Origin of the sequence: Kineosporia succinea, assembly GCF_030811555.1 — a bacterium.
Classification (GTDB): domain Bacteria; phylum Actinomycetota; class Actinomycetes; order Actinomycetales; family Kineosporiaceae; genus Kineosporia; species Kineosporia succinea.
Genome location: NZ_JAUSQZ010000001.1, coordinates 2,051,192 through 2,067,732, shown reverse-complemented (window position 1 = coordinate 2,067,732; position 16,541 = coordinate 2,051,192). Strand labels below are relative to the sequence as shown.

Here is a 16,541-nt window from a genome sequence, read left to right as displayed (position 1 = left end):
TGCCCACTGGGCCAGCAGACCGCGTCATATGACTTCCTTAAGAGCCCAAAAGGGTGGCGTAACGAAACCATGCGCTCGAACGATCGTCAGTGCAGAGATGTCCGGGAAGGGCAAGTTGAACTGCGCGTGTTGAGTGTTCGCAGGTCAGTGCGTCGTGACGGATCGGCCGCGTCAACGGTGACGTGGTCACTCAGAAGCACCGCCAGACAGGCAAGATGATCTCTCAATCCGGCACTATCTGTAGCGAATAGGTTGCGCAGAGTAACTCATCGTCACTTCGGCCGATACCGATTCATCCATCCGGCCCTTATTGACGTTGCAGACGCTCACCTACCGTCATCGCTAGAGGGGTTCGGCTCGGGGGTGAGCGTGGATCCACGGGGGTCCAGGGAGGGCCGAGGGAAATGGGTGTGACGGTGAACCAGTGGGCAACTCAGGGTGCTTGCCGCAAGAGCGACCCTGATGCACTGTTCGTTCAGGGGGCGGCACAGAACCGGGCCAAGTTGGTCTGTATGTCATGTCCGGTGCGAACCGAATGTCTTTCGGACGCGTTGGATCACAAGATTGAGTTCGGGGTGTGGGGCGGGATGACCGAGCGGGAGCGCCGTGCGCTTCTCCGCCGTCGCCCGAACGTGCAGTCGTGGCGTCGTCTCCTCGAGACCGCTCGCGCACAGCAGGTCCGCATCGTCGACCTTCTCGACGAGGAAGCCCTCGTCAAGGTCGGCTAGCACCAACAGCATCGAAAGGCCGCCGGGCCGGATCCTCAAAGGGATCCGGCCCGGCGGCCGTTTGCCGGCCGCAGTCAGGAGGACAGGGCCCGTTCGCTGTCGCCGGCCAGGTCGGCGCCCACAGCCCTCAGCCCGGCCAGGTCGTGCACGTCCTGCGGACGGGCCGGCACCCGTACCACCGCGACGTCCGGGTGCGCCTGCACGAACCGGCTGGACACCGCCTTCTCCCGCTCGCTCAGCCGCATCCGGTCGGCGTGGATGCGCAGCAGCCCAGCCGTCAGCGCGTGCTCGCCGGCGTCGTCCAGCTCCTCGGCCGCCGCCTGCGCCCGCTCCGCCGAAAGGCCCTCCGCCGGGCCGGTGTGCACCCGGTTCAGCACCAGCCCGGCCAGCGGCATGCCGTCGCCCTCCAGGCGCTCGACGAAGTACGAGGCCTCGCGCAGCGCGTCCCGTTCCGGCGCCGCGACCACCAGGAACGCGGTGCCCGGCGTCTGCAGCAGCCGGTAGGTGGCGTCGGCGCGCTCGCGGAACCCGCCGAACATGGTGTCGAGCGCGGCGACGAAGGTCTGCACGTCCTTCAGCACCTGGGCGCCCAGCAGTTTGGTCATCAGGCCGGTGGCGGTGCCGATCGCCGCCGACATGACCTTGAAGTACGCGCGTCCGCCGGCCTTCGCCGGGGCGCTGAGCACCCGGATGAAACGGCCGTCGAGGAACGAGCCGAGGCGCTGCGGGGCGTCCAGGAAGTCGAGCGCGGAGCGGCTGGGCGGGGTGTCCACGACGATCAGGTCCCAGTCGTGCTCACCGGCGTCGGCCTGGGCCCGCAACTGGCCCAGCTTCTCCATCGCCATGTACTCCTGAGTGCCCGCGAACGAGCTCGAAAGCGCCTGGTAGAAGGGGTTCTCGAGGATCTGAGCGGCCTTGCCGGGCGGCGCGTGCCCCTCGATCACCTCGTCGAAGGTGCGCTTCATGTCGAGCATCATGGCGTCCAGCCCGCCGCCCGCCGAGGTGTCCACCCCGGCCACCGGGCGGGGCGTGTTGTCGAGCTCGGCCAGACCCAGCGACTGCGCCAGACGCCGGGCCGGGTCGATGGTGAGCACCACGACCCGCCGCCCCCGTTCGGCGGCCCGCACGCCGAGCGCCGCCGCCGTGGTCGTCTTGCCCACACCGCCGGAGCCGCAGCACACCAGGATGCGGGTGCCCGGGTCGTCGAGCAGCGCGTCGATGTCGAGGGTCATGCCGCGCCCTGCTCCCCGAGACGCCCGGCGAGCTGATAGAGCGCGCCCAGGTCGATGCCACCGGCCAGGGCGGGCAGCTCGTAGGTGGGGCGCCCGAGGGAGAGCAGCTCACCGCGCTCGGTGTGCTCCATCACGACGCGCTCGCCGTGCCCGGCGGCCTCCTCGAGCAGCGCGGCCGCCAGCGCCGCGTGCGAGGTGTCGTTGCCGGTGGCCCGGGAGCGCCGCCCCAGCCCGGCCGAAGCCAGCCCGGCCAGCACCTCGGCGCGGTCGAGCGTGCCGAGGGTGGCTGCCTCCAGCGCGTCGGGCGGCAGGAACGGCTCGCGCACCATGTTGACGAAGACCCCGCCCACCGGCAGGCCGATCGCCTCGAGTTCGGCGACCGCGTCGGCCGTCTCCTGCACCGGCATCTCCTCCAGCACGCTGACCAGGTGCACGGCCGTCAGACCGGAACGCATCAGGGTCATGATCGAGTTGGCCTGGTTGCGGATCGGGCCGACCTTGGCCAGCCCGACCACCTCCTCGTTGACGTTGAGGAAGCGGGTGATCCGGCCGGTCGGGGGTGCGTCCATCACCACCGCGTCGTAGACCGGACGCTCGACCTCCACCCCGCCGTCGCGCACGGTCTCGCGCCGCCGCACGGCCTCGTAGACCTTGCCGGTGAGCAGCACGTCGCGCACGCCGGGGGCGATCGTGGTGGCGAAGTCGACGGCGCCGATCTTCTCCAGCATCCGCCCCGCCCGGCCGAGCCGGTAGAACATCTCGAGGTAGTCCAGGAGTGCGGCCTTCGGGTCGACGGCGAGCCCGTAGAGCTCGCCCCCGCCCGGCGCCACGGCGACCTTGGTCTCCTCGTAGGGCAGCGGCGGCACGTCGAACAGCCGGGCGATGCTCTGCCGGCCCTCGACCTCGGCCAGCAGCGTGCGTCGCCCGCCGGAGGCCAGCGCCAGGGCGAGCGCGGCCGCAGCCGTCGTCTTGCCGGTGCCGCCCTTGCCGGTCACGACGTGGAGACGGACGCCGGGCCAGTCGCTCTCCCGGTCCGGTGAACCGAGCACGGGGAGCGAACGCGCCGGGCGCCGCCGGGAGGAGCTCGTGCGGGAACCCTGCGATGCCACGCCACCAGGTTAAACAGCGCTGGTCCCGGGCGCAGGGCGACATGGGTGGTTCCGCCCTGCGATGCGTGTCTCCCCGGTGACAATCCTGCATCGCCTACCAGAGCCAGGGCTGCGTTGCCACTCACCTCATGGATAGGCTCACCGCCATGGTCAAGTGGGAATACGCGACGGTGCCCCTGCTCATTCATGCCACCAAGCAGATCTTGGATCAGTGGGGCGAAGACGGCTGGGAACTGGTGCAGGTGGTACCGGGGCCGAACGACTCAAACCTTGTCGCCTACCTGAAGCGCCCCCGAGACTGAACGGGTGACGGCGATGACTGGACGGATCGAGGCGAGGCTCATCGAGCTGGGGTACACGCTGCCCCAGGTCGCTGCGCCCGTGGCGACCTATGTGCCCGCGGTGCTCGACGGCGATCGGGTGTACGTGTCGGGGCAGCTGCCGATGGTCGATGGCGCGCTGCCGCTCACCGGCCGGGTCGGCAGTGGTGGGGGAGAGGGGCTGATCAGCCCGGCCGAGGCCAACGGCCTGGCCCGGGTCTGCGCACTGAACGCGCTGGCCGCGGTCCGGTCGGTGATCGGTGACCTGGACCGGATCCGGCGGATCGTCAAGGTTGTCGGATTCGTCGCCAGTGAGCCCGGTTTCACCGGTCAGCCGCTGGTGATCAACGGCGCCAGCGAGTTCCTGGGTGAGGTGTTCGGCCCGGTCGGCCAGCACGCGCGCAGTGCCGTCGGCGTCGTCGCTCTGCCGCTGGGGGCCCCGGTCGAGGTCGAGATGGTGCTCGCGGTGAACCCGTGAGCTCGTGAAGGTCCGCGGCCTGCTTCAGACGGGCAGGCCGCACCAGTTCGGCGAACGACGGCAGACGGCGCCGGTGACCGGCGCCGTCCCCGTGCGGTTCGTTCCTCCGGTCAGTCGGCCAGCCGGCTGCTGCCCAGGACACCCCGGGTGATGGCGGTGGCCAGGTCGATGACGTCGGCCGCCGGCGCCTCGCCGTCCAGGACGACGAGGTCCGGAACCGGGCCGGGAGCCTGCTCGGCCACGGCCCTCTGAGGCGTGCCCGCGAACCCGTTGCCGGCGGCCGGTGCCTTCGCCGAATCCCCCTCGGCCAGCACGTCACTCAGCTCCTGGGCCAGCAGCCGCCCGGCGGCCGCGGCCCGCAGGGCCACCCGCAGCACCGTCGAGGCCGGGACCCCGGACTCGCGCAGGGTGCGCATCAGCCCGTACGCCTCGGGATCGACGAGCACCGAGGTGCCGGTGGATGCGGAACCGTCGCCCCCGCCGTCCATCCGGCGTCTCCCTCGTTCGACCGCGGTCGGCCCGGCGGCCTGCCAGAGTGCCCCCGTGGGCCCCAGGTCCTCTCCCCGCGCCGCGGCGTCGATGATCATCTTCAGAGGAAGCCCGGCGTCCCGGAGCTGCCGGATGTCACGCAACCGGCGTAGGTGGGACTCCTGGTAGCGGGACGTGCGGCCCACCCGTGTCGGTGGAGCGAGCAGTCCCTTGGTCCGGTAGGCCCGCACATTGCGCGGTGTCATCCCGGCCGCCGTGGCCAACTCCTCGATCGTGAAAGTGTCCTGAGCCCCCATCGTCATCCCCGTGTCGGCGGGCAGAGCGCCGTCTACCCGCGATTCAGTCAAACGCTCCTTGACACCCCGTCATAGAGTCGATCGCTAACAGTGACCACCGTACTGCCTTTGGCCGAATGGGCATTCACCCAAGGTGCGGCGAACATCAGCCACCCGTGCAATTACGCACCTAGTGCTTCCGCCGGGGCGAGGGGGCCGCACGTAGCATTCCGGTGTGCCGAATACCCCGGACGACACGACCGTCCCGAATCCATCGTCGGGCCCGAAACCGGCTCCTGGCAACGTTCCGTGGCTCGGCGGTGCGGTGGGCGAGGACGCATTCTGCGTTCTCGCCGGTAATCCCGGGCCGATGACACTGGACGGCACGAACACCTGGATTCTCTGTGCGCCGGGTTCGACCGAGGCCGTCGTTATCGATCCGGGCCCCGACGAGAATTCGCACCTTCAGGCAGTCCTGCAGGTGGTGGCCGACAAAGGCGCGCGGGTGGTGCAGACGCTGCTCACTCACGGTCATGCCGATCATTCCGAGGCGGGCCGGCATTTCGCCGATCTGACCGGGGCTCCGGTGCGGGCGCTCGACCCGGCCCACCGTCACGGCGGGGAAGGACTGACCGACGGGGACGTGATCGAGGTCGACGGCCTCCGGCTGGAGGTGGTGGGCACGCCCGGCCACACCGCCGACTCGCTGTCGTTCCTGCTGCCCGGCTCGCGGGCGCTGCTCACCGGGGACACGGTGCTGGGCCGCGGCACCACGGTGGTCGCGTATCCGGACGGGCGGCTCGACGCCTACCTGAACTCCCTCGAGCGGCTGGGGGAGCTGACCGGATCGGCGGGCCTGCACCGGCTGCTGCCCGGGCACGGCCCGGTGCTCGAGCAGCCGGGGCTCGTGGTCGACGGGTACCTGGCCCATCGGCGACAGCGTCTTGACCAGGTGCGATCCGCGGTGCGGGCCGGTGCCCGCACGCCACACGACGTGGTCGAGGTGGTCTATGCCGACGTCGACCGTGCGCTCTGGCCGGCCGCGGAACTCAGTGTGCGGGCGCAGCTCACCTATCTGGACACCCACGAAACTGCTTGATGACGCGCGAACTGGCGAACGTCGTCCTCACGCCTCTTGTGGGTGGGTGAGGACAAACCAGAAGTCCCGGCCGCCGAGGGCGGCCGGGACTTCGTCGGTTCGAAAAGCGTCAGCGCGCGCGACGGCGCATGCGCTCCACGTCGATGAGCACCACGGCCCGGGCCTCGAGCCGAAGCCAGCCTCGCGAGGCGAAGTCGGCGAGCGCCTTGTTGACCGTCTCCCGGGAGGCGCCGACCAGCTGGGCCAGCTCTTCCTGGGTGAGGTCGTGGGCGACCCGCAGACCGTCGTCGGTGGGCCGGCCGAAGCGCTCGGACAGGTCGAGCAGAGCCTTCGCCACTCGTCCGGGGACGTCGGAGAAGACCAGGTCGGCGAGGTTCTCGTTGGTCCGGCGCAGGCGCCGGGCGAGGGCCCGCAACAGTTGCCGGGCGACATCCGGACGGCCTGTCAGCCAGGTGACCAGGTCGTCGTTGCCGAGCCCGATCAACGACGTGTCGGCCACGGCGGTCGCCGTCGCGTTGCGCGGCCCCGGGTCGAACAGGGACAGCTCACCGAACATCTCGCCGGGGCCGAGGACGGCCAGCAGGTTCTCCCGGCCGTCACCGGAGGCGCGCCCGAGCTTCACCTTGCCCTCCACGATGACGTACAACCGGTCGCCCGGGTCGCCCTCGTGGAACAGCACCTGGCCGCGGGCGACGTCGGTGGGCGCCATCGTGGCCCGCAGCGCCGCGGCGGCTTCGTCGTCCAGCGCTGCGAACAGTGGCGCCTGACGAACGACGTCGTCGTCCACCTGTTCCTCCTCACACGCCGTCGAGTTCCGACGGCCTCCATCAGTGAGGCATCATGCCCCACCCGCACGCAGTTTGCCGCACCTCCGGGTCACGGTGACACCAGGGGCCGATGAACGGTCACCCGCAGTGCGCCGGTGATGCACTCCGTGGCCGGGTGGCCATCGGTGCGCACCTGTTGGCGCCGTGTCCCGAATGCTTGCACCCCATCATGGCGGAAAGGGCCCTGAGCTGTGGAATCGGGGCCCGTCGCCGAGCTGGTGGGGAGCCTTCGGCAGCTCTTCGGCCGCCGGATGGGTCCAGGTCCGCCCGGAAAAGTGGACCCGCCGGGACCGGATGCGGATCGGCCGGTCCCGGCAGGTCAGGGGTCAGGCCACCGCCCCGGCCCCGGCGCGGAAGGCGAGGATGCTCGCGGCCTCACCGGTCACCGCCCCGAGGGTCTTCTCGTAGCGGGTCAGTTCCTCGAGGGCACCGCGCAGGCGGATCAGCAGGGCACCCTCCCCGGCGCGGACGTCGGTGGGGGCGATGCCGATCAGCCGGCGCAGCCCGGCGGGCGGGTTGCACACGGTCCCGTAGAGACCGGGCGGGGTGAGCGGCTCGTCCAGATCGGCGACGGAGGCGACGGCCAGGTCGATCCGGGCGAGGATCAGCCGCCGCCAGTGATCGACGTCCCGCTGGGCTGCCACCAGAGCCCGGTGGTAGTCGGCGAGCTGGTCGGCCGGCATCGCCGAGAACGACAGGGCGGTGAGTGGATCGGTCAGGCCCAGGGCCACCTCTTCTCCTCTCCCGGGCGGCTGCGGAACAACGCAGTGGCGCGGCGGTACGAGTTGCGGACCGGCCCCGGGACGGTGGGGCCGGCGTTACGCATGAGTGTTCGTCGGAGGCGCCGGGACGCTTGAGGTGGGCACAGGCCGCTCACACTCCCGGAGGACGCTGGTGGTGGTGTCGTTCGGCGGATCGGGTTATGCGGGGCGACCTGCGGCGATGCCTTGAGCCACCAACCGGGTGGAGCTGACCGACCCGTCAGTAGCTTTCACAGCGGTCACAGCGGGGCCGGGTTTTGCACAGCTGCCCGCGGAGATCGGGATTGTCGGTGGTGACGCGTACGCTGAGCGCGTGACTCCGCGAAACGGGCAGAAGGCCGAGGTAGTCGAGAGCCCGGTCGCGCTGACGCGCCGGGCCCGCAAGATCCACCGGCTGCTGACCGAGCGCTATCCCGACGCGCACTGCGAGCTCGACTTCACCGACCCGCTCGAGCTGCTGGTCGCCACGATCCTGTCCGCCCAGAGCACCGACAAGCGGGTCAACCTCACCACCCCGGCGCTGTTCGCGAAATACCGCACGGCCGCCGACTACGCCGCCGCCGACCGCGCCGAGATGGAAGAGATCATCCGCCCCACCGGCTTCTTCCGGGCCAAGACCGACTCGCTGATCAAGCTCGGTGCCCGCCTGGTCGAGGAGCACGACGGCGAGGTTCCGAAGAAGCTCGAGCAGCTGGTCAAGCTGCCCGGCGTGGGCCGCAAGACGGCGAACGTCGTGCTCGGCAACGCCTTCGGGGTCCCCGGCATCACCGTCGACACGCACTTCGGCCGGCTGTCGCGGCGCTTCGGCTGGACCGCCTCCGAAGACCCGGTGCAGGTCGAGGCCGAGATCGCCGCGCTCTTCCCGAAGAAAGACTGGACGATGCTGTCCCACCGGCTGATCTTCCACGGCCGCCGCACCTGCCACGCCCGCAAGCCCGCCTGCGGCGCCTGCCCGGTGTCCGCCCTGTGCCCCTCGTTCGGCGCCGGGGAGACCGACCCGGCCAAGGCCGCCAAGCTGCTGCGCGACTCGGCCTTCGCCCCGGTCCCCGCGTGAGCCCCCGCACCGACGCGGCCGGTCCCGCCGGTCCGGCCCCGGTCGCGGCCGGGCCCTGCCCGCCCTGGCTCGACCGGCTCGCCGCGGCGGTCGCCGACCCGCGGCACAACCGGGCCTTCGAGGGCATGATCGAGCCCGGCGCCGACGCCCGGCACTCCGCGGTGCTGGCGCTGTTCGGCGAGGGGCCCCAGGGCCCCGACGTGCTGCTCACCCAGCGCGCCGCCACACTGCGCGCGCACGCCGGGCAGGTCGCCTTCCCGGGCGGCCGCATCGACCCGGGTGACGCCGGGCCGGCCGCCGCCGCGCTGCGCGAGGCGCACGAGGAGGCCGGCGTCGACCCGGCCGGGGTGCTGGTGCGGGCCGAGTGCGCCGAGCTCTTCCTGCACGTCACGAACTTCCGGGTCACCCCGGTGATCGGCTGGTGGCACACCCCGTCCGCCCTGGTGCCGGGCGATCCGGCCGAGGTCGAGCGGGTCGTGCGGGTGCCGCTGGCCGAGCTGGCCGACCCGGCCAACCGGTTCGTGGTCAGCCTCCGCGACCGGCGCAGCGGCCCCGGCTTCGAGGCGTCCGGGCTCTTCGTCTGGGGCTTCACCGCCGGGGTGCTGAGCTGGATGCTGAACCTGGCCGGGCTCGAGCAACCCTGGGACACCACACGTGTACTCCCGGTTCCGGAGCAACAGATGCACCGGCCGGCGCGTCAGGAACTGCGCAGGGATCTTTCCGAACAACAAGGGCTGGACGTGCAGGACGTGTCCGGGCCGGACGAGGTGGACGTGTCGTGATCGACATCATCCTGGTGCTGATCATGCTCGGCTACGCGATCTCCGGCTTCCGGCAGGGGCTGGTCGTGGGAGTGCTGTCGCTCGGCGGGTTCGTCGGCGGCGCGGTGCTGGCCATGTTCGTCGTGCCGCAGCTGGTCTCCGGCCTCGAGCCGGGCACCCAGCGCTCGATCATCACGCTGCTCGCCGTCATCTTCACCGCCTGGGCCGGGCAGTTCCTCGGCTCCATGCTGGGCGGCCGCATCCGCCAGGCCGTGCCCGAGGGCCCGGTCGCGCTCGCCGACCACGTGATCGGCGCGGCCGCCGGGGTGCTGGCCGTGGCCCTGGTGCTCTGGTTCGTCGCCGGGGCGGTGCGCGGCGGCCCGTCCGAGTCGCTGTCCCGCACGGTCGCCGGATCCAAGGTCATCCGCACCATCGACGGGCTCGTCCCCACCCAGATGATCGGCGTGGCCGACCGGTTCCGCGAGGCCGTCGGCTCGAGCAGCTTCCCCCGGGTGTTCGCCGGGGTGGAGCCCGAGGACATCTCCCCGGTCGACGCGCCCGACGAGGCGCTCGCGAACAGCCAGGCGGTGGCCAAGGCCCGCAAGGCGGTCGTGAAGATCACCGGCGAGGCCAACAGCTGCGGCCGCGGCCAGGAGGGCAGCGGGGCGGTGATCGCGCCGCACCGGGTCGTCACCAACGCCCACGTGGTGGCCGGGGTCACCGAGCCGCGGGTGCAGGTCGGGGGCAAGGGCACGGTCTACGCCGCCCGCGTGGTGATGTTCGACCCCACACGCGACCTGGCCGTGCTGTCGGTGCCGAAGCTGAACGTGGCGCCGCTGCAGATGACCGGCGACCTCGAGCGTGGTGACGACGCGGTCGTCGTCGGCTTCCCCAACGACGGGCCGTTCAAGGTCTCCCCGGCGCGGATCCGCTCGATCGTGAAGGCCAGCGGTGAAGACATCTACGGCAACGAGGGTGCGGTGCGCGAGGTCTACTCGCTCTACGTCAACGTGCGCCCGGGCAACTCCGGCGGCCCGGTGCTCGACCCGTCCGGCAACGTCGTTGGCGTGGTCTTCGCCAAGTCGCTCGACGACGCCGACACCGGCTATGCCCTGACGATGGACGAGGCGCGCGACGCGATCGAGGCCGGCGCCGCCTCCTCACAGCGGGTCGACACCGGCACCTGCGCCAGCGGCTGAGGGCTACAGGCCCTTCAGCCAGTTCAGCAGTGCGTCGGTGACCCGGTCCGGAGCCTCTTCGGGCAGGAAGTGACCGGCCCCGCGCAGTAGTTCGAAGGTGAGCGGGCCGGTCACCTGCCGGTGAGAGGCCAGCACACTCGGCAGCAGCACGAACGGGTCGTCCTCACCGTGCAGGCTCAGCGTCGGCACCGTGATCGGCTCGTCCACCGAGGTGGTGAAGCGGCGGCCGTCGCGGCGGGGCAGTGAACGCAGGGCCCAGCGGAAGTACTCCATCGCGCTGTGGGCCACGAACGGCACCCGGATGGCCCGGCGGTAGACGTCGAGGCACTCCTCGTCGGGAAAGTCGCCTCCGGCCGCCGACCAGTCGTTCAGGACGTCGCCGACCAGGTCGTCACGGGTGAGACGGCGCTCCGGGCGCATCGGCAGCTGGAACTCCAGCACCCGGCGCCAGGCCCGGCGCTGACGGGCGTCGCGGGTGAGCGCGCGCCGCATGACCAGGGGGTGCCCCATCGCCAGGGAGGCCACGGCGCGGGTCTGCTCGGGGGCCAGCCCCGGCATCGACCAGGCCAGCCACCCGCCCCAGTCCTGCCCGACGATCACGGCCTGGGTCTCGCCCAGGGCCTTGATGACCCCGGCGATGTCGGTGGCCGAGGTCATCGTGTCGTAGCCACGCGGGGGCTTGTCCGAGGCGCCGTAGCCGCGCAGGTCGAGCGCCACGGCGCGGTACCCGGCCTCGGCCAGGGCCGGGATCTGGTGCCGCCAGCTCCACCAGAACTGCGGAAAGCCGTGCAGCAGCAGGACCAACGGGCCCTCACCGGCCTCGGCCACGTGGAAGCGCGCGCCGTTGGCGGCGACGAACCGGTGGGTCCAGGGGCCGCGGATCAGCGTGTCGGCGGAGTCCACGTAGAGGGCACCCGCCGGTTCCAGCGAGTGGGTGGGGGCGGGGGAGGGCTCAGCTGATTCGTCTCTTGCCCGGCGAAGCCTCACCGGACCGATGGTGTCACGGACGGACGCTGCCCTTGACGGCCGCGATGGTCAGCTTGGTCGAGGCGATCGCCCGCTCCGGCGGTTTGATCTTCTTGACCTGGAGGAACCCGAGGAAGCCGAGGAGACCGGCGACGAGCAGGAGCGCCAGGGTGACGATCAGGAAGGCCAGCCAGGCCGACAGGCCGAGGGCCACGAGGGCGAAACCGATCGTGACGATCGTGGTGACGGAGGCCAGGAAGAGCAGGTACCCGGCTGCGCCGAACATGCCCCCGGCCACGGCGCCGCGCTTCACGTCGTCCTTGATCTCGGCCTTGGCCAGAGCGATCTCGTAACGGACGAGTGCGGACAGGTCCTCACTCGCCTGGGCCACGAGCTGACCTATCGTCCGTTCCTCGGCCATCAGCAACTCCCGCGTCAATGATCGTGACGGCTGACCGCCGCAACCTGATGAGCCTATTCGACCGGTGGGGTTCCGCGCCGGTCAGGACGGCAATGAGCATGTCCGGACCGGTCCGGACCGAGGTGGGCGGACCGCCCGGGCGACCGCGGCGTCCTCAAGCCCCGCGGCCCGGCTCAAGCTCCGGTGACCCGGGCGACCTCACCCGCGAGGGCCTTCGCCGACGGGCTCTTCCCGCCGGGGAAGAAGTCGGTGACGACCGTGCCCGCCTCGAGCTCCCAGGTGCCCACGACCCGGCCGCCGGACAGGACGACCGGGGCGATCCAGCCCGCGGTGCGGCTGACCCGGCCCCGGTGCTCGGCCGGCAGCATCCAGGTGTCGCGCGTGGTGGCGCCCAGGACGTAGGCGTCGAACGGGCCGAGCAGATGGACGTCGTGGCTGGGATGCGTGGCGGCCAGCTCGTCGGCGTGCTCGGTCAGGACGAACGCCTTCTGCCCGTCTACCGAGACCTCGGTGATCCGCTCGCCCAGGTCGGAGAACCACCCGGCCACAACGCTTTTGCGGAACGCGCCGCGCAGCAGCCACTGGCTGAAGGTGTCTGGCGTGGCGGGTCCGTAGGCGCCCAGGTAGGTCGCGATCACCTCGGGGGCGGCCTCGTCGGGCGCGGGGAGCCCGGCCCAGCCGGGCACCAGCGACGAGGGCGTGGTGAAGGTGACGCTCGTGTCGCGGAGCGGGCCGTGGCACAGAACCCCCTGCCAGGCCAGGGGTTTCAGGAGCGTGCCCCATCCGGACCGCAGCTCGCCGGCCATCCCGCGGAACTCCGGCCGGGCGAGCAGCCCGGCGACCAGTTCCTCACGGGTGAGCGCGGTGCCGTCGAGCATCTCGGCCACGGCCTCGGCGAGCCGGTCGATCTCGTCGGGAGTGGCGCCGAACGTCTTCTGCCAGCTGGGTTTTGTCCAGGTGCGCGCCGAGGCGACGAGCGAGAGGATCTCGGCGGCCGACCCGGGGGTGCACAGGTGCAGGGTGCCGCGCATGGCCCAGGTCTTGATCAGCGTGCCGTTCGCGAGGCCCGTGGCGATCTCACCGGGAGCGGGCTCTTGCTGACGGGTGGTGACGGCGGTCTGGGCGGCCGAGGCCAGCTGCATCTGGACGCCGCCGAGTCGTTGCACGATGTCGGTGACCGGTGCCGCCGTGCGCGGGCTGAGGAACTGGCGGTGCAATCGCCAGGCCAGAGCTTGATCAGCGGTGATCCTCATGCGCCGGATTCTCCCGGGCGGCGAGGCATCTGCACAAACGGGAAGCTGTGCCGGATGTTTCGCGCACCGCCGGTTTTACAGGTCGTGGAACAGCCAGAAGGATGACGTGATGGCTGATGTTTCGTCCCTTTCGTCGTCCCGCAGGGCGTTCCTCGGACTCGGTGGTGCGCTCGGTCTCGGTGTGGCCGGGGCTGTCACCGCCACCGCCGTGGGCAGATCCGCCGACCCGGTCGTCTCCTCCCCGGGGTCGGCGCTCGGGTGCGCCGGGGGCAAGGACTCCGGTGAACTGGCGGCCTTCCGCACGCAGACCGCGGAGGGCACGGTGGAGCAGCGCATCGCCGCCACCCGCCTGACTGCTTCGAGCGCCCCGGAACCGACCGGCGCGTCCCGCATTTTTGGTTGCCACTACGTCTCCCGCGCCGACTGGGGAGCCGACGAGTCGCTGCGCTTCCTGCCGGACGGTTCGGAGAACTGGCCTCAGACCTACTGGCCCACACAGACTTTCACGGTGCACCACACGGCCGACGCGAATGCCGACCCGGACCCGCAGATCCGGATCCAGAACATCTATCGCTACCACGCGATCGACCAGGACTGGGGCGACATCGGGTACCACTTCCTGATCGACGACGCCGGGTTGATCTACGAGGGTCGTTACTCCGGTGAGGATTCCGTTCCCGGGTTCGACACCGATGGGCAGATGGTGAACGCCGCCCACGTCACCGGTTACAACGCCGGAAACGTGGGAATCGCTCTGCTGGGCGACTTCACGGCGGTCGAGCCGAGTGCGAAGCAGTACCGGAGCCTGGTGCGGCTGCTACGGGGTCTCACTCGCTGGCAGGGTGTCGACCCGCAGAGCACGGTCGATTACGTGAACCCGATCAGCGCGGTGGCGGCGAGCGTCGCGGCGATCTCGAGTCACCGTGACTGGCCGGGTACGGCCACCGAATGCCCTGGTGACACCTTCCATCCGATGCTCGAGCAGTTGCGGGTGGACGTGGCGGGCTGAGTTCGCCCTCTCACGGTGCGTTTCCGGCGGGCCGGGTGAAATGCGTATGGACGCGGTTGTCCTGCGTATTCACCCGGCCCGCCTTCGCTGGTTGGCTGGTGGGGTGACTGATCTGAAAACCCTTGCCGCACACGCCGCCGAGACCGAGGCCTCCGGGCGTCCCGCCGCGGAGAGCATTGCCGCCGTACGGGCGGCGGGCGACTTCGCGCTGCGCGCCCCGGCCGAGCAGGGAGGTGCGTGGGCCACGGCGTCCACCACCGCGTCCCGGCTTGCCGATCTGGGTCGGGCCTGCCCGTCGACGAGCTGGAACGTGGGAACCTGTGCGGTCGCGAAAACGCTTCTGTACCGTGCTTTCGGAGTGCTGGAAGAGATCGGGCCGGATGTTCCGGTGTGCGGCACGGGAGCTCCGACGGGCCGGGTCGAAGACGGCCGCGTCCGGGGCTCGTGGGTCAGTGTCTCCGGGTGTGAGGACGCCGAGTGGGCCCTGCTCGGGGTGATGGACGGTTCGGTCTTCTCGGTCGCCCTGATCCCGATGAGTGACCTGGAGATCCGGCGGACCTGGGACGTCGCGGGGATGCGGGGCACGGGCAGTCACTCCGTGGTCGCGGACGGTGTGCTGGTTCCCGCCGGGCGCATCGCCGCGGCACCGCTGCCCGGTCTGCTCAGTGACCGGCTGTTCTTCGCGCTGACCGTGCTGGCGCCGGTCGTCGGTGCGGCGCGGGGTGCGCTCGACGAGGTGCGCGAGATGTTCGCGTCCGACCGCAAGCCGTACATGACGGCGTACACCCGGATGGGCGAGTCGGCGGGGGCGCGGGAGTGGCTGGGCCGGGCGACGTACCTGGTCGACCGAGCCTCGCGGGCTCTGGCGGCGGTGGCGTCGGAGGCGGACTCGGCTGGCCTGGCGGCGGAGGACGGGACGCGTCTCGGTTTCGAGATGGCCGAGGCCTCGCGCGACTGCCGTTCCGCCCTGGAGCTTCTGCTGGACCTGGGCGGGACCCGAGGATTCTCGAACTCCTCAGCGCTGCAGCGTTTCTGGCGGGACGTCGCGGTGGGCGGACGGCACCCGCACCTGAACGCCTACCTGGCCGCCGAACGGTACGGGGAGGCCGTGGTGGCCTGAGGGTGGGGCCGTGGCGATCGGGGATCGGGCCGAGTCGGTAAAATCCGGCGTATGGATCTGGTCAGCACGGCCCTGGCCGGCGCTCGGGTCGGTGAGGCCGGGGCCCGGTGGTTCGGCGGATCCGGGCGGTGGGGGGCCCGCTTCGACGCCTTCGCGGGCATCGGGTTCCATGCCGTGACCTCCGGTTCGGCCTGGCTGATCGGTGCCGCGGGTGATCCGGTGCCCGTGACCGCCGGTGACGTGGTGCTGATTCCCAGCGGGGCCGAACACGCGCTGACCCTGCAACCGCGTCCGCTGCCCGAGGTGCCCCTGCTCGCGCTCGGCCCGCAGGCGCCCCCGCGTGACGCCGACACGTACGACCTCGCCGTGCTGTGCGGTGCCTACCGGCTGAAAAGTGGCCAGGTGCACACGTTTCTGCGAGGTCTGCCCGAGCTCATCGTGGTCCGGCCCGATGCCTCGCACGAGCTGTCCGCGTTGATCACGGTGCTGGGCGGTGACGTGGCGAACGACGAGCAGGCCGGCGCCAGCATCACGCGCACGGCGTTGATCGACCTGATTCTGGTCAATGCGCTGAGGGTTTGGCGGGGTGCGTCGTTCGAGGTGGACGACGTGCAGGTGGCGGCGGTGCTGGACGCGATGCACGCGAGCCCGCAGGAGCCGTGGACGGTGGAGCGGCTCGGGGCGCTGGCCGGGCTCTCACGCACGGCGTTCAGCCGGCGGTTCGTGGCGCAGACGGGGCGGTCGCCGATGTCGTACCTGATCAGCCAGCGTCTGACCCGGGCGGCGCAGTTGCTGTGCGACACCGACGCGCCGCTGGCCTCGGTCGCGGTGCAGGTGGGATACGGGTCGGAGTTCGCCTTCGCCAACGCTTTCCGGCGGGAGTTCGGGGTGTCGCCGGGGCGGTATCGGCGTGACCACGAACGGGTGCTCGGGCTGGCGCTCTGAGGCCGGTGCCGGCTTTTGTTGCTGTGTTCGTCAGCTGTCTCAAGGGTGCCGCGTGGTGCCGCGTGCCCGGCGGCGGCCTGAAGGAGCTCCCACTCCGCTGTGCAGGACCGATCAGCCCGTCCTGCTCCTCCAGGCACTTACCCGGCTGCCCGGCCGCCGGGGCAAGGTCAGGGCTGCGCGGCCGGTGACCTCGGCTGTAGTGCAGCGGGTGTGCGCAGCGGCGTGACTCGCGGTCAGCGGGGTGGTTCTTGAGTCGCGAATCCGGCGCTGTGGCGGTGGTGACGAGGGCGCAAACGACGATCGGTGGCACGCGACTCGCGTGCCACCGATCTTCTGAGCCACCTGTCGGACTCGAACCGACGACCTGCTCATTACGAATGAGCTGCTCTACCAACTGAGCTAAGGTGGCGAACCCCGTCGACCCAGCAAGGCTCTGCCGGACCAACGATGAACGAGTATACGGGGTCCGAAGGGGTGCTGAGTGCCAGCCCCGCC

18 protein-coding genes and 1 tRNA gene are annotated in these 16,541 nt (G+C 71.0%); 10 read left to right on the top strand and 9 right to left on the bottom strand.

All coding sequences use genetic code 11. The features are described from left to right. Nucleotides 1–404 precede the first annotated feature (404 nt). The gene (locus J2S57_RS09120) at nucleotides 405–728 is read left to right on the top strand and encodes a WhiB family transcriptional regulator (RefSeq protein WP_307240507.1); all 324 of its coding nucleotides are present in this window, start codon (nucleotides 405–407) and stop codon (nucleotides 726–728) included. 74 nt (nucleotides 729–802) lie between these two features. Here the strand turns inward: J2S57_RS09120 and bagB are convergent, their stop codons facing one another. Continuing rightward, nucleotides 803–1,960 (bottom strand): ArsA family ATPase, encoded by a 1,158-nt coding sequence (gene bagB, locus J2S57_RS09115; RefSeq protein WP_307240505.1) that lies wholly within the window; start codon nucleotides 1,958–1,960, stop codon nucleotides 803–805. Beyond that, entirely contained in the window at nucleotides 1,957–3,009 is a 1,053-nt protein-coding gene (gene bagA, locus J2S57_RS09110) for an ATPase BagA (protein ID WP_370882606.1), read from the bottom strand. Before bagA ends, bagB begins: the two co-directional genes overlap by 4 nt. A gap of 206 nt (nucleotides 3,010–3,215) precedes the next feature. On the opposite strand from bagA, the gene sp36 reads away from it, so the two are divergent. Both sp36 and J2S57_RS09100 read left to right on the top strand, forming a co-directional pair. Then, nucleotides 3,216–3,371, top strand: coding sequence for a Sp36 family protein (gene sp36, locus J2S57_RS09105; protein ID WP_307240500.1), 156 nt, complete (start codon nucleotides 3,216–3,218; stop codon nucleotides 3,369–3,371). Between the two features lie 13 nt (nucleotides 3,372–3,384). Continuing rightward, nucleotides 3,385–3,867 (top strand): RidA family protein, encoded by a 483-nt coding sequence (locus J2S57_RS09100; RefSeq protein WP_307240498.1) that lies wholly within the window; start codon nucleotides 3,385–3,387, stop codon nucleotides 3,865–3,867. Between the two features lie 110 nt (nucleotides 3,868–3,977). Here J2S57_RS09100 and J2S57_RS09095 read toward each other — a convergent pair whose 3' ends face one another. Beyond that, complete coding sequence (locus J2S57_RS09095; RefSeq protein ID WP_307240496.1) at nucleotides 3,978–4,652, bottom strand: MerR family transcriptional regulator; 675 nt, start codon at nucleotides 4,650–4,652, stop codon at nucleotides 3,978–3,980. Between the two features lie 304 nt (nucleotides 4,653–4,956). Here J2S57_RS09095 and J2S57_RS09090 point away from each other — a divergent pair, with 304 nt between their 5' ends. After that, on the top strand, nucleotides 4,957–5,730 hold the full coding sequence (locus J2S57_RS09090; RefSeq protein WP_370882605.1) for an MBL fold metallo-hydrolase: 774 nt from the start codon (nucleotides 4,957–4,959) through the stop codon (nucleotides 5,728–5,730). 109 nt (nucleotides 5,731–5,839) lie between these two features. Here J2S57_RS09090 and J2S57_RS09085 read toward each other — a convergent pair whose 3' ends face one another. Both J2S57_RS09085 and J2S57_RS09080 read right to left on the bottom strand, forming a co-directional pair. Beyond that, entirely contained in the window at nucleotides 5,840–6,517 is a 678-nt protein-coding gene (locus tag J2S57_RS09085; protein WP_231449651.1) for a Crp/Fnr family transcriptional regulator, read from the bottom strand. A gap of 366 nt (nucleotides 6,518–6,883) precedes the next feature. Further along, on the bottom strand, nucleotides 6,884–7,288 hold the full coding sequence (locus J2S57_RS09080) for a hypothetical protein (protein WP_307240491.1): 405 nt from the start codon (nucleotides 7,286–7,288) through the stop codon (nucleotides 6,884–6,886). 343 nt (nucleotides 7,289–7,631) lie between these two features. Between J2S57_RS09080 and nth the strand changes: the two genes are divergently transcribed. The 3 genes from nth to J2S57_RS09065 are packed head-to-tail and all read left to right on the top strand — an operon-like array spanning nucleotide 7,632 to nucleotide 10,332. Beyond that, a complete protein-coding gene (gene nth / locus J2S57_RS09075) occupies nucleotides 7,632–8,372 on the top strand; it encodes an endonuclease III (protein WP_307240489.1) in 741 nt (246 codons plus the stop codon). Beyond that, complete coding sequence (locus J2S57_RS09070) at nucleotides 8,369–9,154, top strand: NUDIX hydrolase (RefSeq protein ID WP_307240487.1); 786 nt, start codon at nucleotides 8,369–8,371, stop codon at nucleotides 9,152–9,154. Before nth ends, J2S57_RS09070 begins: the two co-directional genes overlap by 4 nt. Next, nucleotides 9,151–10,332, top strand: coding sequence for a MarP family serine protease (locus J2S57_RS09065; RefSeq protein WP_307240485.1), 1,182 nt, complete (start codon nucleotides 9,151–9,153; stop codon nucleotides 10,330–10,332). Before J2S57_RS09070 ends, J2S57_RS09065 begins: the two co-directional genes overlap by 4 nt. Before the next feature lie 3 nt (nucleotides 10,333–10,335). On the opposite strand, the gene J2S57_RS09060 is transcribed toward J2S57_RS09065, so the two are convergent. The 3 genes from J2S57_RS09060 to J2S57_RS09050 all read right to left on the bottom strand — a co-directional run bounded on the left by J2S57_RS09060 (nucleotide 10,336) and on the right by J2S57_RS09050 (nucleotide 12,972). Further along, a complete protein-coding gene (locus J2S57_RS09060) occupies nucleotides 10,336–11,319 on the bottom strand; it encodes an alpha/beta fold hydrolase (protein WP_307240483.1) in 984 nt (327 codons plus the stop codon). A 13-nt stretch (nucleotides 11,320–11,332) separates the two neighbouring features. Further along, nucleotides 11,333–11,719, bottom strand: coding sequence for a phage holin family protein (locus J2S57_RS09055; protein WP_307240481.1), 387 nt, complete (start codon nucleotides 11,717–11,719; stop codon nucleotides 11,333–11,335). 173 nt (nucleotides 11,720–11,892) lie between these two features. Then, nucleotides 11,893–12,972, bottom strand: coding sequence for a winged helix DNA-binding domain-containing protein (locus J2S57_RS09050; RefSeq protein ID WP_307240479.1), 1,080 nt, complete (start codon nucleotides 12,970–12,972; stop codon nucleotides 11,893–11,895). A 109-nt stretch (nucleotides 12,973–13,081) separates the two neighbouring features. Here J2S57_RS09050 and J2S57_RS09045 point away from each other — a divergent pair, with 109 nt between their 5' ends. The 3 genes from J2S57_RS09045 (at nucleotide 13,082) to J2S57_RS09035 (ending at nucleotide 16,046) form a co-directional block, all read left to right on the top strand. Next, nucleotides 13,082–13,981, top strand: coding sequence for a peptidoglycan recognition protein family protein (locus J2S57_RS09045; protein WP_307240476.1), 900 nt, complete (start codon nucleotides 13,082–13,084; stop codon nucleotides 13,979–13,981). A 103-nt stretch (nucleotides 13,982–14,084) separates the two neighbouring features. Continuing rightward, nucleotides 14,085–15,101 (top strand): acyl-CoA dehydrogenase family protein, encoded by a 1,017-nt coding sequence (locus tag J2S57_RS09040; RefSeq protein ID WP_307240474.1) that lies wholly within the window; start codon nucleotides 14,085–14,087, stop codon nucleotides 15,099–15,101. 51 nt (nucleotides 15,102–15,152) lie between these two features. Next, on the top strand, nucleotides 15,153–16,046 hold the full coding sequence (locus J2S57_RS09035) for an AraC family transcriptional regulator (protein WP_307240472.1): 894 nt from the start codon (nucleotides 15,153–15,155) through the stop codon (nucleotides 16,044–16,046). 336 nt (nucleotides 16,047–16,382) lie between these two features. Here the strand turns inward: J2S57_RS09035 and J2S57_RS09030 are convergent. Beyond that, nucleotides 16,383–16,455: transfer RNA gene (locus J2S57_RS09030), tRNA-Thr, on the bottom strand. Nucleotides 16,456–16,541: the final 86 nt, after the last annotated feature.

Coding starts and splice junctions, on each gene's coding strand:
- J2S57_RS09120 (WP_307240507.1), top strand. CDS start 405: ATGGGTGTGACGGTGAACCAGTGGGCAACTCAGGGTGCTTGCCGCAAG.
- bagB (WP_307240505.1), bottom strand. CDS start 1,960: ATGACCCTCGACATCGACGCGCTGCTCGACGACCCGGGCACCCGCATC.
- J2S57_RS09095 (WP_307240496.1), bottom strand. CDS start 4,652: ATGGGGGCTCAGGACACTTTCACGATCGAGGAGTTGGCCACGGCGGCC.
- sp36 (WP_307240500.1), top strand. CDS start 3,216: ATGGTCAAGTGGGAATACGCGACGGTGCCCCTGCTCATTCATGCCACC.
- J2S57_RS09055 (WP_307240481.1), bottom strand. CDS start 11,719: ATGGCCGAGGAACGGACGATAGGTCAGCTCGTGGCCCAGGCGAGTGAG.
- J2S57_RS09045 (WP_307240476.1), top strand. CDS start 13,082: ATGGCTGATGTTTCGTCCCTTTCGTCGTCCCGCAGGGCGTTCCTCGGA.
- J2S57_RS09035 (WP_307240472.1), top strand. CDS start 15,153: ATGGATCTGGTCAGCACGGCCCTGGCCGGCGCTCGGGTCGGTGAGGCC.
- J2S57_RS09050 (WP_307240479.1), bottom strand. CDS start 12,972: ATGAGGATCACCGCTGATCAAGCTCTGGCCTGGCGATTGCACCGCCAG.
- J2S57_RS09100 (WP_307240498.1), top strand. CDS start 3,385: ATGACTGGACGGATCGAGGCGAGGCTCATCGAGCTGGGGTACACGCTG.